Raw genomic sequence first — 14,545 nt, 5'->3', positions numbered from 1 at the left:
CGGGCGACGTTTTCACCCGCCACCCGATGGACGTACGGCGCCGGGACCGGGGTTGCCCACCGGGCGAGAGTCCGCTCTTTGGGGCGAACGGCCGGATTTAGCAGAATGTGACAGCGAATCGTGCAAGAGCCGACGATCACACTAGGTAGAGCTTGCGCCACTCGATAGGATCGCCGCCGAGAGCAACGGGGTGATCACCTCTATCCAGAGTGTTCAGAGGTTTTGATGGGACGGCCGGGTGTGCGGCCGGACCGTCCGCTATTGCCGGCCGGGCTTCCGCGAGGGGGTTCGACACCGGTCGATCAGTCCTGCGCTCGAACCGCCGGAACTTTCCACGCCCGTGTTACTCCCCTTCCCCAGGAGTGCGTTGTGATTTCCCGTTCCCGCCGTCTCGTGACGGCGTTGTTGTGCGCCCTTTCGCTCGCAGGCGTGACCGCCCTTTCGGCTTGTTCCGACAGCACGGCCGCCTCCGGCAGCAAGGTCACCATCGGTTACAGCGCCTGGCCGGGCTGGTTCCCGTGGGCGGTCGCCCAGGAGAAGGGCCTGTTCGAGAAGAACGGCGTGAACGTCGACCTGAAGTGGTTCGACAGCTACACCGAGAGCATCAACGCACTGTCCTCCGGCGCGATCGACGCGAACAGCCAGACCCTGAACGACACGCTCGCGTCGGTCAGCGGTGGCGCGAAGCTGTCAGTGGTGCTGGTCAACGACAACTCCACCGGCAACGACAAGATCATCGCCCGTCAGGGGATCACCGGCGTCGCCGACCTCAAGGGCAAGAAGATCGCCGTCGAGCAGGGCACCGTCGACCACTACCTCCTGCTGCTCGCGCTGCAGGAGGCGAAGCTGACCGAGAAGGACGTCGAAGTGGTCCCGCTGCTGACCGACGCCGCCGCGGCCGCGTTCGTCGGTGAGCAGGTCGACGCCGTCGCCGCCTTCGCCCCCTTCACCTCGAAGGCCCTCGAGCGCCCCGGCAGCCGCGCGATCGCGACGTCCGCCGAGTTCCCCGGTGCCATCCCGGACCACCTCGTCGTCTCCGAGCAGATGTCGAAGGAGCGGAAGAAAGAGGTCCAGGCGCTGGTGAACACCTGGTTCGAGACGATCGAGTGGATCAAGCAGAACCGGGACGAGGCCGTGCGGATCATGGCCAAACGCGGCGCGGTGTCGATCGAGGAGTACAAGAGCTACGACGCGGGCACCACGATCTTCACCAAGCAGCAGAACCTCGACGCCTTCACCCCCGGCGTCACCCCCGCCCACCTGAACTTCCAGGCGGGCAAGATCGCCGACTTCATCGTCTCCAACGGGCTCGCCCAGAACCGGCCGAACTTCGACGGGCTGTTCGACGACCAGTACGTCAAGGCGGTGAAGTGAGCACCACGGACGCGGCGAAGCAGGCCACTCAGCGGGCGGACGCCGACGACGAGGCCGAAGCGCGCCGTCTCGAAGACGAGCAGCGGCTCGCCGAAGCGCAGGAAGAGCGGGGCGGCTCGCGGCCGGACTGGTCGCCGCTGCCCCGCCGGGCGGGCCTCAAGCCGAACGCGTCCCCGCTGTTCTCGCTCCGGACGCCGATCCCCGCGCGCTGGCGGTGGACGCTGGCGGTGGCCTCGTTCGTGATCCCGTTGCTGATCTGGGTGACGCTGAACGCGCTGGGCACCATCAAACCCACGTTCCTGCCGACGCCGGTCGCGGTGTTCGACGCGCTGCTGAAGATGATCGAGTCGGGTGAGCTGTTCAGCGATCTCTGGGCCACCACCCAGCGGGTGCTGCTCGGTTTCGGGCTCGCGGTGCTCGTCTCGGTGCCGCTCGGCATCGTGATGGGGACGTTCGACGCGGGGCTGGCGCTGTTCGAGCCGGTCATCGCGATGCTGCGCTATCTGCCGGCGAGCGCGTTCATCCCGCTGCTGATGATCTGGCTCGGCCTCGGCGAACCGTCGAAGGTCGCGGTCCTCTTCCTCGGCACGGTCTTCTTCAACACGCTGATGACCGCCGACGCCGTCCGCGGGGTGCCGCGTTCGCTGATCGACGTGTCGTACACGCTCGGCGCGCGGCGCGGCGAGGTCCTGCGCAAGGTGATCGTGCCGCACGCGCTGCCCGGCATGATCGACGCGACCCGCGTCAACGCCGCGGCCGCGTGGAACTTCGTGGTGGTCGCCGAACTGATCAACGCGACCGCCGGGCTCGGCCTGCGGATCATGCGGGCGCAGCGGTTCACCCAGACCGACCGGATCTTCGCGCTGCTGATCGTGATCGGGCTGCTCGGACTGGTCATCGACATCGCGCTCCGTCAGCTGCGGGCACGCGTCGGGAAGTGGGCGGCATGACGCTTCGGCTCAAGGCCGTCGCCAAGGACTACACGGTCCGCGACAAGACCGCCCGTGCGCTCGACGGGATCGATCTGGACATCGCGCGCGGCGACTTCGTCTGCGTGGTCGGCGCGAGCGGATCCGGCAAGTCGACCCTGCTGTCGCTGATCGCGGGGCTGACCGAACCGACCGAAGGCCTGATCACCCTCGACGGAGACGCGGTGACCGGGCCCGGCCCGGAACGCGGGCTGGTGTTCCAGCACGGCGCGCTGTACCCGTGGCGTTCGGTGGAGGGCAATGTCGCGTTCGGACTCGAACTGCTGAGCCTCGACAAGGCCGAACGCGCACGCCGGGTCGACTGGTATCTCGAGGAAACCGGGCTCGCCCACCTGCGGAAGTCGTTGCCCAAACAGCTTTCCGGCGGGCAGAAGCAGCGGGTCGCGATCGCGCGGGCACTGGCGTGCGAGCCCGACGTGCTGCTGCTGGACGAGCCTTTCGGCGCACTGGACGTTCAGACCAAAGAAGACATGCAGGTCCTGATCCGCCGGATCTGGGCCGACACGCACACCACGGTGCTGATGGTGACCCACGACGTCGAAGAGGCCGTGTTCCTCGGCAGGCGCGTCGTGGTGCTGGCCTCGGATCCGGGCCGGGTGGCCGCCGACATCGTGGTCGACCTGCCCGGCGACCGCGAACTCGCGGTCAAACGCGCGCCGGAGTTCGTCTCGCTGCGCGCGTCCATCGAAGACCTCGTCCGGGAGCAGCACCGCGGACACCTCGGGCGGAGCCGGGGAGAAAGGTGATCATGAGGCACGGGAAGACCCGGCCCGAACGCGGGTCGCGGTCCGGATTACTCGGCAGACTCGGCATCCGGGGCAAGCTCAACCTGCTCCTGATGCTGCCGCTGACCGCCGTGGTCCTGGTGTCGGTGCCTTACGTCGCCGGGGAGATCGACGACGCCCGGTCCGCGCGAACCACCGCCGACGTCGCGTCGCAGGCCCGCGCGCTCGGCACGCTGGCCTGGGAACTGCAGCGGGAACGGCTGCTGACGGCGCACTACATCGCGTCTTCGTCGGCGAGCAGCTCGGCGATGCTCAAGCAGCAGGGCGTCGTCGCGGAAACGGTGAACCAGATCCGGTCGCAGCTGAGCGCCGACGCACCGGAAGAGCTCGCCGCCGCGCTGGTGCGGATCGGGTCGCTGAACGAGATCCGGGAGAACGCGCTCCGGCGCGGGGCCTCACTGGACAGCGTGGCGCGGACGTATCACGCGGTGATCGACGCGGTCGTCAACTCGCTCCGGCTGGTCCCGCAGCAGACCAGTGACGCGGAGGGCACCCAGCAGCTGACGGCGCTCGACGCGCTGCTGCGCGCGAACGAGGAGAACTCGTTGCGCGGTATGGCGTTGATCATCGTGCTGGTCACCCCCGAATCCGGGACGCCGGTGCTGGCCGACGCGAAGCAGCAGGCGTCGCTCTTCCTCGAACGGTTCGTGCAGCAGGCCGACGTCGTCCAGGCCACGCAGGTCGTCGCGGTCGAACAGGGCGAGACGGGCCGCCGGGTCGACGCGCTGGAAGCCAGGCTCGCGGAGGCTCGCGGCCCGCAGGCCGTGCAGAACCTGCTGCCGGACATCCTCGGCGCCGTCGACGCCCAGTCGAACCAGCGACGGCTCGCCCAGGACGCGGTCACCACCGGCATCACCGACGCCGCGACCGCGCGGGCCGACGCCGCCCAGAACCTGGCGTGGACGATCGGTATCGGCGCCGGTGTGCTGTTCCTGCTGGTCGGTGGTCTCGCGATCGCGGTCAGCCGGTCGATCGCGGATCCGCTGCGGAAGCTGACCACGGCGGCGACCTCGGTCGCGGACCTCGCGAGCACCGAACTGGTCCGCGTCACCGACACCGAGGAGGCCGAAGAACTCGCGCCGCGGCTCGCCACCATCGACGTGTCCTCGCAGGACGAGCTCGGCAGACTGGCCGATGCGTTCAACCGGGTGCAGGCCACCGCGGCCGAACTGGTGGAGCGGCAGGCCCTCACGCGGCGCAACGTCGGCCTGATGTTCGCCAACGTCGCGAAGCGGACGCAGAACCTGGTGGGCAGGCAGCTGGCGCTGGTCGACGAACTGGAGCGCAACGAGCAGGACGTCGCCCTGCTGGCCAGCCTCTACCGGCTCGACCACCTCTCCACCCGCCTGCGCCGGAACGCGGACAACCTCCTCGTCGTGTCGGGGAATCGCGACGAGGCAAGGATTTCCGGTCCGATCGAGCTGTCGACGGCGCTGCGTTCGGCGCTCGCGGAGATCGAGGACTACCAGCGGGTCCGGCTCGGTTCGATGGGCGACGTCCTGCTTTCTTCGCCGTTCGGCTCCGATCTGGTGCTGATCTTCGCCGAGCTGCTGGAGAACGCGACGTCGTTCTCCCCGCCTGAGTCCTTTGTGGACGTCGGCACGAAGATCCTGCCCGACGGCTCCTGCCTGATCGTGATCGTGGACCAGGGCATCGGCATGACCGGCGAACGGCTCGCCGAGGAGAACCGGCGGCTGGTCGAACGCGAGCGGCTCGAACTGGCGCCGACCAGTGTGCTCGGGCTGTTCGTGGTCGGACGGCTCGCGCGGCGGCACGGGCTCAAGGTCGAACTGACCGAGACCGAGCCGGGAGCGGGGATCACCGCGCGGCTCACCGTCCCGCCGAACCTGCTGACGTATCGGCAGCCCATGCCGAAGTCCGTCCCGGCGCCGCCGGTGTGGCCGACGGCGGAACCGGTCGACGAGCCCGCGTCGCCGTCCCTGCCCGCGCCGCGGGCGAACGCGACCGGGCACGAGCCGCCGACACTGGCGATCGCCGGGATGATCCCGCGCGACGGCATGCGTCCCAAGGACTTCCGGTGGTTCCGCAAGACCGACGGGGAGATCGCGGAACCCGCGCCGGCACCGGTACCGCTTCCGGCGCCGTCACCCGTGTACCAGGCTCCCGCGCCGACGCTCACCGCCGCCGATCCCGGCGAGACTCGGGGCGGGCTGCGGCGCCGGGTCAAGGGCGCGCAGCTGCCAGGCGCCCCCGAAGCGCCGTCGCGGCAGAAGTCCAGGCATGATCCAGAAGCGGCCAAAGCGGCCTTCGACGGCTTCGAGGCCGGACTCGCGAAGGCCACCACACCGCCGGCCGCCACCCCGGCGCCGCCGTCGTCCCCGACGCCGGTGCCCGCAGCCTCCCGCGGCGGTCTCACCAGAAGGGTCCCCGGCGCGCAGCTGGCGCCGGGGCTGTCCAAAGGACCGGCCGCGCGGCACCAGACCGCGCGGGCGGCGCTGAACACCACCAAGCCCAAGGGCATGCGTGACCCCGAGGCCGAGCGTGCCGCGTTCGACGCCTTCAGTGACGGGTTGGAGAAAGCCGTCAACCCGGAGATGGAACAGAGAGAGAAGAGCAAGAGATGACGACCGGAGTCAGCGTCGAAGCCCGGAACTTCAACTGGTTGGTGACGCGCTTCGCCCAGAACACGGCGAGCGCGATGGGCGCGATCGCCGTCTCGGCCGACGGCCTGCTGATCGCGATGTCGTCCGAGCTGGAACGGGCCAACGCCGACCGGCTGGCCGCGATCTGTTCGGCGATGCTCGGCCTGGCGCACGGTGTCTCCGAGAGCCACCCGCTCGGTTCGCCCGACAAGATCATCATCGAGCTGGAGCAGGGCTACCTGCTGGTCTGCACGATCAGCATCGGCTGTTCGCTCGGCGTGCTCGCCACCAAGCAGGCCAGCCTCGGCACGATCGCCTACGAGATGGCGATGTTCGCCAACCGGGCCACCGAGGTGCTCACCCCCGCGCTGATCGAGGAACTCAAGAAGAGCGTCGGCAGCTGAACTGACGAGGGGACAAGGGAATGAGCGACGACCAGGTACCTCAGCCGCGAGGCGCCGAACAGGGCATCTCGCCGCTACGCCCGTATCTGCTCACGGCCGGCCGCGCGCAGCCGGTGGACGGCACGCTCGAAATCGAGGCTCAAGTGCTCACGAGCAGGCTCGGCGCGGCTTCGCACGCGAGGCTGACCTTCGAACGACGGGAGATCGTTTCCCTTTGCCGGGAAACGAAATCCGTCGCCGAAGTGGCGGCGATGCTCGGCCTGCACATCGGCGTGGCCCGTGTCCTCGTGGCGGACCTCGCCGCGCTCGGCTACGTCGTGCTCCGTCGCCCTGCCGGAGCCTTCACCCAGGACCTCGGCATGATCGAAAGGGTCATTCGTGGACTCGAATCAATTCGCTGAACCGGTGACGGCCAAACCGCCGACACCGGTCAAGATCGTCATCGCCGGCGGGTTCGGCGTCGGCAAGACGACCACCGTCGGCGCCATCTCCGAGATCAAACCGCTGACCACCGAGGCGGCCATGACCTCGACCGGCGCGGCCGTCGACGGCACCGGCGGGAACGTGCCGTCGAAGACCACCACCACGGTGGCGCTGGACTTCGGCTGCATCACCATCGACGAAGAGGTGAAGCTGTACCTCTTCGGCACGCCGGGGCAGGACCGGTTCGGGTTCATGTGGCACGACCTCGTGCTGGGGGCGCTGGGCGCGCTCGTCATCGTCGACACCCGCCGTCTCGACGACTGCTATCCGGCCGTCGACTACTTCGAGAAGGCCGGGCTGCCCTTCGTGGTCGGGGTGAACGTCTTCGACGGCTCCCTCAAGCACGACCTCGAAGACGTGCGCTGGGCGCTCGCGGTGGGCGAGGACGTCCCGCTGATCACCTTCGACGCGAGGCAACGGCTCTCGGTCCGTGACGCGCTGCTCGCCGTGCTGCACAACACCTTCCGGCGGGCTTCCGCCGCCTCCTGACGCGTCCCCACCCTCGCAATTCGGCACCTGGTTGCGCTGGTTCGCCTTCGAACCACCGCAACCAGGTGCCGAATTGCGACCGGGGGGCTAGGTCGTGTCCGGTGAGTCTGTTCGATGGGCTTCGTGATCCAGGTGGTTCGTGGCGGTGCGGGCGGGTCGGCCTCGTACCGGGTCGTACTCGGCCGCGTCCGCCCGTGCCGTCAGGGACCGCCTGGGCGCGAAGACCGCGAACATGACTTACCGGACACGGCCTAGGCCGGCCGGGTGATCGCGGCGAGCATCAGGGACCGGAGTTCGGCGGCGACGTCGGCGACCGGCAGCGGAGGGGTGTGGGCCTGCCACTCGCGCAGCAGTCCGGTCGCCGCGCCGACGAGCGCGATCGCCGTCAGGTGGTAATCGCGGTCCGGCGCCACCCCGTGCTCGGCCGCGTGCCGGGCCTCGGCTTCGATGAACGCGGCCCACCGGTCGACCCATTCCTGGTGCTGCGCCTCCAAGGCGGCGCTGACGCCGACGGCCTCGACATAGTTCAGCCGCGGCATCCGGGGATCCGAGGTCACCGTGCTGACGAAGACGTCCAGCAGTGTCCCGATCCGGGTGACCGCGTCCGCGTCCTCCAGCCGTTCCAGGATGCCGGTGACGTGCTCCAGCGCGAGCGCGTTGATGCGCTCGTGCAGGGTCAGCAGCACCTTCTCCTTGCTCTCGAACTCCTCGTAGAAGTTCCGCGTCGAAACGCCGGCGCGGGTGCACAACTCGGTGATCTTCGTCTGCTGGTAGCCCGTCGACGTGAACAGGTCCAGGGCCGCCACGAGCAGGCGTTCACGCCGTTCGGCGCGCCGTTGCTCGGGCGCGACCCCGCCGTAGGTGCGGGCCACTCGACCTCCCCCGATTCGGTAACAGGGATTGCCAGATGCTAGCAACACCGCCTACATTGCGAAAATCTCGATTACCAAACTGGAGGCTGTAATGCGTCTGGCGCTTCGGACAGTTCTGGTCTCAGCCCTCGCAGCCGCCCTGATAGGCGCGCCCGCCGCGCAAGCCGCGCCGAGCGCCCCCGGGGATCTGGTCGACTACAAACCGGTCATCGCCACCGCCCCGGCGAAGGCCTGGAAACTCCACTACCGCTCCACCTCGGCGACGGGGCAGCCGAACACGGTGTCGGGCATCCTGCTGGTCCCGCGCACGCCGTGGACGAAGGGCGCGCGGCCGCTGGTCAGCTACGCCGTCGGCACCCACGGCCTCGGCGACCGCTGCGCGCCGTCGACCCGGCTGACGAACGGGTCCGAGAACGAAGTCCTCCTGATGAGCCAAGCGCTTTCGCGCGGCTGGGCGGTCGTCGTGACCGACTACGAAGGCCTCGGCACCCCGGGCACGCACACCTACGCCGTCGGCCAGTCCGAAGGCCGGGCCGTCCTCGACGCCGCCCGCGCCGCCTCGAACGTCCCCGAAGCGGGCCTGTCCAAGACCGGGCCGGTCGGCGTTTTCGGCTACTCACAAGGAGGTCAGGCCGCGGCCTTCGCCGGTGAACTCCAGCCGTCCTACGCGCCCGACGTCAACCTGGTCGGCGTCGCGGAAGGCGGTGTCCCGGCGGATCTGAACGCGGTCCTGAAGTTCAACGACGGCGGCCCGGCGTTCGGCCTGGTGCTCGGCGCCGCTGTCGGCTACTCGACGGCGTACCCCGAACTGCCCTTCAACGACGTGCTCAACGCGAAGGGCGAGAGGATGGTCGCGAAGGTCAAGGAAGCGTGCACCGTCGAACTCGGCGCGGCGGCACCTTTCGCCCGGCTCAACGACTTCACGACCGTGCCGAACGTCTCCGCGGACCCGCGCTGGCAGGCCCGGCTCGGCGAGAACCTCGCGGGCAAGACCAAACCGGGCGCGCCGGTCTACCTGTACCACGCGTCGCTGGACGAACTGATCCCGCTTTCGGTCGGCAAGGGCCTGCGCGACCGTTACCGCGCCCTCGGCGCCGACGTCACCTGGCAGGAGTTCCCGCTGCTGGAGCACATCGGCGGCGTCGCGACCGGCGGTCCGGTCGCGATGACCTGGCTGGGCACCAAGTTCTGACGGGGAGCCGGTCCGTGAAGGCCTCCTTTCACTACCTTCAGGGTGGGGAAGGAGGCCCTCACGGACTCTCGAGGACGGGATTGGCGCGCAGGTTGCCGTCACTACAGACCCAGCCGCTGGACGGCAAGGGACCGAGATCGGTTTCGGCCAGGAAGAGTCCGTGCCCGACGGTGAACGCGACCAGCCCGTCCTCCAACAGGACGATCCGGCCGTACAGATCGCGTTCGTCGGGGATCTCGCACAGCACACGCTCATGCAGCTCCGCGTCGATCGCTCGCAACGCCCCGTCCTGGGTGAAGACCACCGTCCCCGCGCTGTCGAGCGCCGGACTCCCGAAATGACTCCTCGAAAGCGCCGGGCCGTCATCCGTCGACCCGTCCGCGTTGAGCTTCCTGAACCTTCGTGCCCCTTCCGGATTCCCGCTCTCGACGCTCCGGATGGCGCCGTCCGGACCGACGAGCAGCGGACCGTCGCTGTCCCAGCGAACGACCTCGGCCCGTGACGCGTCGTAGCGCGCCGTCCCGAGCAGGCCGAAACCCCGGTCCCCCGCCAGGAACTCGCCCAGCCCGGCGATCGCCTTATGCTTGCCGCCCGAAACCGGCGTGGTCGCCACGAGGCCGCCGGAGTCCCGATCGAGCAGGTAGGACAACGACAACCCCGTACTCACGTCGTCGAATCCGGCAAGAATCCGGTCGCCGGAAACGAGCAACGGATCCCAGTACGACGGCGAGAACTCGTGGGGCATCGTAGGTTTGAAGGGCGCGAAGTCATCTTCCAGGCCCGGCGGGCCCCGGTAGCCCAGTGGTTCGGTCGGGATCCGGGTCGACCACATGCAGGTGCCGGAACCGTCCCGCACGTCAACGCGGACATCACGGTGACGGCCCGGCAAGGTCGTCCAAGTGGTACAGAACCCTTCTCGTACCAGGGCGAACGGACCTGGAGCCTCGTCCTGGTCATGGTCCAGCCGGATCGCCACCTGGGTTTCGCCGGAGGCGTCGAACCCGAGGAGAACGTCGCCGTCGATCAGGAAGACGGTGCCCGACTCGGAGACACGCAAATGCTTCGTATAGCTCTTCTGGGACCAGTGCCCATTCGGATCGCCCTCGAGTTCGCGCTGCCAGAGCACGTTCCCCGCCAGGTCGATCGCCAGCAACGTCCGCCGATTCGGCAGCTCTTTCACCTTGGTGCACAGCACGTACAACGGACCCGCCGCCGAAGGTGCGACCACACTCCAAGGCTGGCCGGGCAACGAGAGACTCAGTGGCTTCATGGCTCCCCCTTGAGCGCGGTCACGGCATCGTGAGCCAGCGACGTCGTGAGTATCCCACCGGCCGCCAGCGACGCCCGGGACCACCACTCGCCGGACGCCTCGGGCAGGTCCGGCCCGCCGACGACCAGATCGGTCGCCAGCACCCTGTGTCCGGCCAGATGCGCGAGACTGGAGTCCAAGGTCGAATCCCCGATCTCCAGCGTCTGCCGCAGCACCGGGACTTCACCGCGCGTCACGTGCTGGGTGGTCACCAAGGACCCGGGCCGCTCACCCGCTCTGCCGAGCACGAGCACCTCCCGCGTGTGCAGGTAAGCGTCGGCCGCCAGGGATGCCTTGAACACCGCCGAGTGCCGGGCCCGCGCGGTGACGACGGTCGGTTCCGGCAGGTACTCCAGCTTCCCGCCTGCCTCCACCTCAACATCCACAGTGGAGGAACTCCCGTCGCCGTGCAGGCCGGGAAGCGCGATGGTCGCCGCGACCCCGGAAAGCCGCAGCGAAGCCCCGGAGCCGACACGGATGGTCAGCTTCAGCTCGTCGCCGCCCAGCGGCGACGTCGCCGAGTTGACCAAGTGCACGATCGCCGTCACACCGGTGCCCCGCTTGGGAAGGAGCGTGAGCGGCGCCATCGAGCGCAGCTCACGCAGTACGGTCCGGCCGCCCTCGAAGCGGGCGGTCAGCCGCGCGTGCGCCTTCACCCCGTGCGGACCGGGAGCAGCGAACGGACCCAGTCCGCCACCGCCGGCGCGTTCGGAGTGTCCACAAGCGACTGCGTGATCACCGGCAGCACACCCCGCATCCGGTGCGCGTCCGAGGTCATCACGTCCATGTCCGCGCCGACCAGATGCGCGATGTCGATCTTGTTGATCACCAGCAGATCCGCGGTCGTCACGCCCGGCCCGCCCTTGCGCGGCACCTTGTCGCCACCGGCGACGTCGACCACGAAGACCTGGCTGTCGGCGAGCCCCCGGCTGAACACCGCGGTGAGGTTGTCGCCGCCGCTTTCGATGATCACCAGGTCCAGCCCGGGGAATCGCTCCTCCAGCCGTTCGACGGCGTCGAGGTTCGCCGTGATGTCGTCGCGGATCGCGGTGTGCGGGCACGCGCCGGTCTGCACGGCCTCGATCCGCTCCGGGTCGAGTACCCCGGCCTTGCGCAGGAAGTCGGCATCTTCGGTGGTGTAGATGTCGTTGGTGACGACGGCGAGGTTCACCTCGTCACCGAGCGCTCGGCACAGAGCCGCGGTGAGCGCGGTCTTCCCGCTGCCCACCGGCCCGCCGATCCCGATCCGGTACGCGCGGCCCACGGCCGGCGCCTGCTCGTAGTGGTCGGGTTCCGCGGCGGTCGGGTCGAAGTTGACCGGGTGGACGTGACCATGACCGTGACCATGTTCAGCTGGCAAAGAGACGCACCTCTTCCTGGTGATGCCGGGCGTGTGCCTCGGCGAACAGATCGAGCGCCGGAGAACCCGGCGCCGGGAGATCGGCCGGATCGTCGCCCGCGACCTCGGCGGCACGCAGGGAAACGTCCCGGACCTCTTTCGCGAGCCGGGCCACGACCGCGTTGACAGCGAACGGGTCCAGCCCGAGCAGCCGCACGGCCGCGCTCGCCGGGCCGCTGATGGCGAGGTACGCCACCGCCATCGCCGCGTCGAAGGGCACCCCGATCAGCGCTCCGGCCACCACCGGATGATGCGGTCGCGGGGTTTCCTTCAGCAGCTGGGAAAGCACCGGTGACGGCCACGCCGCCTTGCCCGCCCTGGCCGTCCCGCGACCTTGCGCGCGGGACGCCTCCCGCTGCGCGAGCGACGGCGTCCTGGCGTCGAGTTCGACATCGAGCCGCCGCCAATGTCCACTATGGACATTCCGCGCGGCGGCGTGCGCCGACGCGGCGGCGAACACCGCGGCCAGCGAACCGGCCGTGCGCAAGCGCCCGGAGAGGAATCCCGGCAGGTCGCGTTCGTGCGTGATCAGCTTCCGGGTGACGGCCTCCTCGAGCCCGCCGGAATGGACGTGGCCGCCCCCGGGGAACCGGGAGTCGGCGAGGATGAGCGCGGCGAGGTTCATCAGAACAAGAAGTATCGTTGCGCCATGGGCAGTTCGGTCACCGGCCGCGGCTCGATCAGCTCGCCGTCGACGTGCACGGCGAAGCTGTCCGGATCCACCCTGATGTCCGGCGTCGCGTCGTTCAGCACCATGTCGGCCTTGCCGCGGGAGCGGGTGTTCGAGATCGGCACGAGCTTCCGCGTGATGCCGAAGCGCTCCGCCACGCCACTTTCCAGTGCTTCCGGGGCCACGAAATGGAAGCTGCTCGCGGCGGCGACCACCGGCGCCGCGCCGAACATAGGCCGCGCGAGCACCGGCTGCGGCGTCGGGATGGACGCGTTCGCGTCACCCATCGCCGCCCACGCCGGAAAACCGCCCTTGAGCACCACATGCGGCCGGACACCGAAGAACTTCGGCTCCCACAGCACGAGATCCGCGAGTTTCCCGATCTCCACCGATCCGATTTCGCGCTCCATCCCGTGCGCGATCGCGGGGTTGATCGTGTACTTGGCGACATAGCGGCGAGCCCGCAGGTTGTCGGCCGCGCCGTCGCCGGGCAGCGTGCCGCGCCGCCGTTTCATCACGTGCGCGGTCTGCCAGGTGCGGATGATCACCTCGCCGATCCGGCCCATCGCCTGCGAATCCGAGCTCATCATGGAGATCGCGCCGAGGTCGTGCAGGACGTCCTCGGCCGCGATGGTCGTCGGCCGGATCCGGCTTTCGGCGAAGGCCAGATCTTCGGGCACGGACGGGTTCAGGTGGTGGCATACGACGAGCATGTCGAGGTGCTCGTCGAGGGTGTTCGCGGTGTGCGGGCGCGTCGGATTCGTCGACGACGGCAGGATGTTGGGCAGCCCGGCGACCTGGATGATGTCCGGCGCGTGCCCGCCGCCCGCGCCTTCCGTGTGGTACGCGTTGATCGACCGGCCCCGAATGGCGTCCACTGTGGACTCCAGGAAGCCTGCTTCGTTCAGGGTGTCGGTGTGGATCGCCACCTGGACCCCGGATTCGTCGGCGACGGTGAGGCAGGCGTCGATCGCGGCCGGGGTGCTGCCCCAGTCCTCGTGGAGTTTGAACCCGCCCGCGCCGGCGGCGAGCTGTTCGCGCAGCGCCTCGTGCCGGACGGTGTTCCCCTTGCCCAGCAGCAGGACGTTGACCGGCTGACCGTCCATCGCCTGCAGCATCCGGCCGAGGTTCCACGCGCCGGGCGTGACGGTGGTGGCCTTGCTGCCTTCGACCGGGCCGGTGCCGCCGCCGACCAGGGTGGTGAGCCCGGACGCCAGCGCGGTCTCGGTCAGCTGTGGGCAGATGAAATGGACGTGGCAGTCGATCCCGCCCGCGGTGAGGATCTTCCCGTTGCCGGACAGCACTTCCGTCGACGGGCCGACGACCAGCGCCGGATCGACGCCGTCCATCGTGTCCGGGTTGCCTGCCTTGCCGATCCCGACGATCCGGCCGTCGCGGATGCCGACGTCGGCCTTGACGATCCCCCAGTGGTCCAGGATCACCGCACCGGTGATGACCAGGTCGGGCGCGCCTTCGGCCCGGGTCGCCATTCCCTGGCCCATGGATTCGCGGATCACCTTGCCGCCGCCGAACAACACCTCGTCGCCGCTGCCGGACGGCCCCATGCTGCGGTCTTCGGTGACTTCGATCAGCAGGTCGGTGTCCGCGAGGCGGATCCTGTCCCCGGTCGTCGGGCCGAACAGTTCGGCGTACCGCTCGCGATCGATCGACGGCATCAGGACTCCTCGCGCAATCCGGGCACCACGCGGTTCCCGGCCAGCGGGACGAGGTCGACTTCGCGTTCGACGCCCGGTTCGAACCGCACGGACGTTCCCGCGGGCACGTCGAGCCGGTGTCCTCGCGCGGCTTCGCGATCGAATTCGAGCCTCGGATTGACCGCCGCGAAATGGTAGTGCGAACCGACCTGGACGGGCCGGTCGCCGAGGTTCCGCACGAGCAGCCGGACCCGTGGCCTGCCCGGGTTCAACTCGACCGGCGCATCGCCGGTGATGATCTCCCCTGGTCGCACTCGCGGC

General features: G+C 69.3%; 15 protein-coding genes. 8 read left to right on the top strand and 7 right to left on the bottom strand.

All coding sequences use genetic code 11. From position 1 onward, the window contains the following. Window positions 1–369: 369 nt before the first annotated feature. From DL990_RS36005 to DL990_RS35975, 7 genes are read left to right on the top strand one after another with little or no spacing between them, the layout of a single operon-like run. A complete protein-coding gene (locus tag DL990_RS36005; RefSeq protein ID WP_125789368.1) occupies window positions 370–1,374 on the top strand; it encodes an ABC transporter substrate-binding protein in 1,005 nt (334 codons plus the stop codon). Then, window positions 1,371–2,324 (top strand): ABC transporter permease, encoded by a 954-nt coding sequence (locus DL990_RS36000; protein WP_125801370.1) that lies wholly within the window; start codon window positions 1,371–1,373, stop codon window positions 2,322–2,324. Before DL990_RS36005 ends, DL990_RS36000 begins: the two co-directional genes overlap by 4 nt. Beyond that, window positions 2,321–3,109 (top strand): ABC transporter ATP-binding protein, encoded by a 789-nt coding sequence (locus DL990_RS35995; protein WP_125801369.1) that lies wholly within the window; start codon window positions 2,321–2,323, stop codon window positions 3,107–3,109. Before DL990_RS36000 ends, DL990_RS35995 begins: the two co-directional genes overlap by 4 nt. Window positions 3,110–3,111: 2 nt before the next feature. Further along, window positions 3,112–5,733, top strand: coding sequence for a nitrate- and nitrite sensing domain-containing protein (locus DL990_RS35990; protein WP_125801368.1), 2,622 nt, complete (start codon window positions 3,112–3,114; stop codon window positions 5,731–5,733). Further along, window positions 5,730–6,155 (top strand): roadblock/LC7 domain-containing protein, encoded by a 426-nt coding sequence (locus DL990_RS35985; RefSeq protein WP_005156032.1) that lies wholly within the window; start codon window positions 5,730–5,732, stop codon window positions 6,153–6,155. The genes DL990_RS35990 and DL990_RS35985 overlap by 4 nt, the downstream gene beginning before the upstream one ends. A 20-nt stretch (window positions 6,156–6,175) precedes the next feature. After that, complete coding sequence (locus DL990_RS35980; RefSeq protein ID WP_125789372.1) at window positions 6,176–6,556, top strand: DUF742 domain-containing protein; 381 nt, start codon at window positions 6,176–6,178, stop codon at window positions 6,554–6,556. Then, window positions 6,534–7,127: an ATP/GTP-binding protein gene (locus DL990_RS35975; protein ID WP_125789373.1), complete on the top strand. Its 594-nt coding sequence runs from the start codon at window positions 6,534–6,536 to the stop codon at window positions 7,125–7,127. Before DL990_RS35980 ends, DL990_RS35975 begins: the two co-directional genes overlap by 23 nt. Before the next feature lie 251 nt (window positions 7,128–7,378). On the opposite strand, the gene DL990_RS35970 is transcribed toward DL990_RS35975, so the two are convergent. Beyond that, window positions 7,379–7,999 carry a TetR/AcrR family transcriptional regulator gene (locus DL990_RS35970; RefSeq protein ID WP_125801367.1) on the bottom strand — a complete coding sequence of 207 codons (621 nt, stop codon included), beginning with the start codon at window positions 7,997–7,999 and terminating at the stop codon, window positions 7,379–7,381. 91 nt (window positions 8,000–8,090) lie between these two features. Here DL990_RS35970 and DL990_RS35965 point away from each other — a divergent pair, with 91 nt between their 5' ends. Next, window positions 8,091–9,191 (top strand): lipase family protein, encoded by a 1,101-nt coding sequence (locus tag DL990_RS35965; RefSeq protein WP_125801366.1) that lies wholly within the window; start codon window positions 8,091–8,093, stop codon window positions 9,189–9,191. 58 nt (window positions 9,192–9,249) lie between these two features. On the opposite strand, the gene DL990_RS35960 is transcribed toward DL990_RS35965, so the two are convergent. Genes DL990_RS35960 through DL990_RS35935 form a run of 6 tightly spaced genes read right to left on the bottom strand, consistent with a single transcriptional unit; the run spans window position 9,250 to window position 14,538 of the window. Beyond that, window positions 9,250–10,461, bottom strand: a complete 1,212-nt coding sequence (locus tag DL990_RS35960) for a hypothetical protein (protein WP_125801365.1) — start codon at window positions 10,459–10,461, stop codon at window positions 9,250–9,252. Continuing rightward, window positions 10,458–11,156, bottom strand: coding sequence for an urease accessory protein UreD (locus DL990_RS35955; RefSeq protein WP_125801364.1), 699 nt, complete (start codon window positions 11,154–11,156; stop codon window positions 10,458–10,460). The genes DL990_RS35960 and DL990_RS35955 overlap by 4 nt, the downstream gene beginning before the upstream one ends. Further along, window positions 11,153–11,860 carry an urease accessory protein UreG gene (gene ureG / locus DL990_RS35950; RefSeq protein ID WP_125801363.1) on the bottom strand — a complete coding sequence of 236 codons (708 nt, stop codon included), beginning with the start codon at window positions 11,858–11,860 and terminating at the stop codon, window positions 11,153–11,155. Before ureG ends, DL990_RS35955 begins: the two co-directional genes overlap by 4 nt. Then, window positions 11,850–12,524 carry an urease accessory protein UreF gene (locus DL990_RS35945; RefSeq protein ID WP_125801362.1) on the bottom strand — a complete coding sequence of 225 codons (675 nt, stop codon included), beginning with the start codon at window positions 12,522–12,524 and terminating at the stop codon, window positions 11,850–11,852. Before DL990_RS35945 ends, ureG begins: the two co-directional genes overlap by 11 nt. After that, window positions 12,524–14,245, bottom strand: a complete 1,722-nt coding sequence (locus DL990_RS35940) for an urease subunit alpha (protein ID WP_125801361.1) — start codon at window positions 14,243–14,245, stop codon at window positions 12,524–12,526. Before DL990_RS35940 ends, DL990_RS35945 begins: the two co-directional genes overlap by 1 nt. Beyond that, window positions 14,245–14,538: an urease subunit beta gene (locus DL990_RS35935; RefSeq protein ID WP_125781971.1), complete on the bottom strand. Its 294-nt coding sequence runs from the start codon at window positions 14,536–14,538 to the stop codon at window positions 14,245–14,247. Before DL990_RS35935 ends, DL990_RS35940 begins: the two co-directional genes overlap by 1 nt. Window positions 14,539–14,545 lie beyond the last annotated feature (7 nt).

The organism is Amycolatopsis sp. WAC 01416 (assembly GCF_003947485.1).
GTDB lineage: Bacteria > Actinomycetota > Actinomycetes > Mycobacteriales > Pseudonocardiaceae > Amycolatopsis.
Note: the sequence above shows the minus strand (reverse complement) of the source record. Positions and strands in the feature narration are given on the sequence as shown.

Bases quoted from the DNA above. Each gene is read 5' to 3' on its own strand.
- DL990_RS35995 (WP_125801369.1), top strand. From the start codon at position 2,321: ATGACGCTTCGGCTCAAGGCCGTCGCCAAGGACTACACGGTCCGCGAC.
- DL990_RS35990 (WP_125801368.1), top strand. From the start codon at position 3,112: ATGAGGCACGGGAAGACCCGGCCCGAACGCGGGTCGCGGTCCGGATTA.
- DL990_RS35985 (WP_005156032.1), top strand. From the start codon at position 5,730: ATGACGACCGGAGTCAGCGTCGAAGCCCGGAACTTCAACTGGTTGGTG.
- DL990_RS35980 (WP_125789372.1), top strand. From the start codon at position 6,176: ATGAGCGACGACCAGGTACCTCAGCCGCGAGGCGCCGAACAGGGCATC.
- DL990_RS35965 (WP_125801366.1), top strand. From the start codon at position 8,091: ATGCGTCTGGCGCTTCGGACAGTTCTGGTCTCAGCCCTCGCAGCCGCC.
- DL990_RS35960 (WP_125801365.1), bottom strand. From the start codon at position 10,461: ATGAAGCCACTGAGTCTCTCGTTGCCCGGCCAGCCTTGGAGTGTGGTC.
- DL990_RS35945 (WP_125801362.1), bottom strand. From the start codon at position 12,524: ATGAACCTCGCCGCGCTCATCCTCGCCGACTCCCGGTTCCCCGGGGGC.
- DL990_RS35940 (WP_125801361.1), bottom strand. From the start codon at position 14,245: ATGCCGTCGATCGATCGCGAGCGGTACGCCGAACTGTTCGGCCCGACG.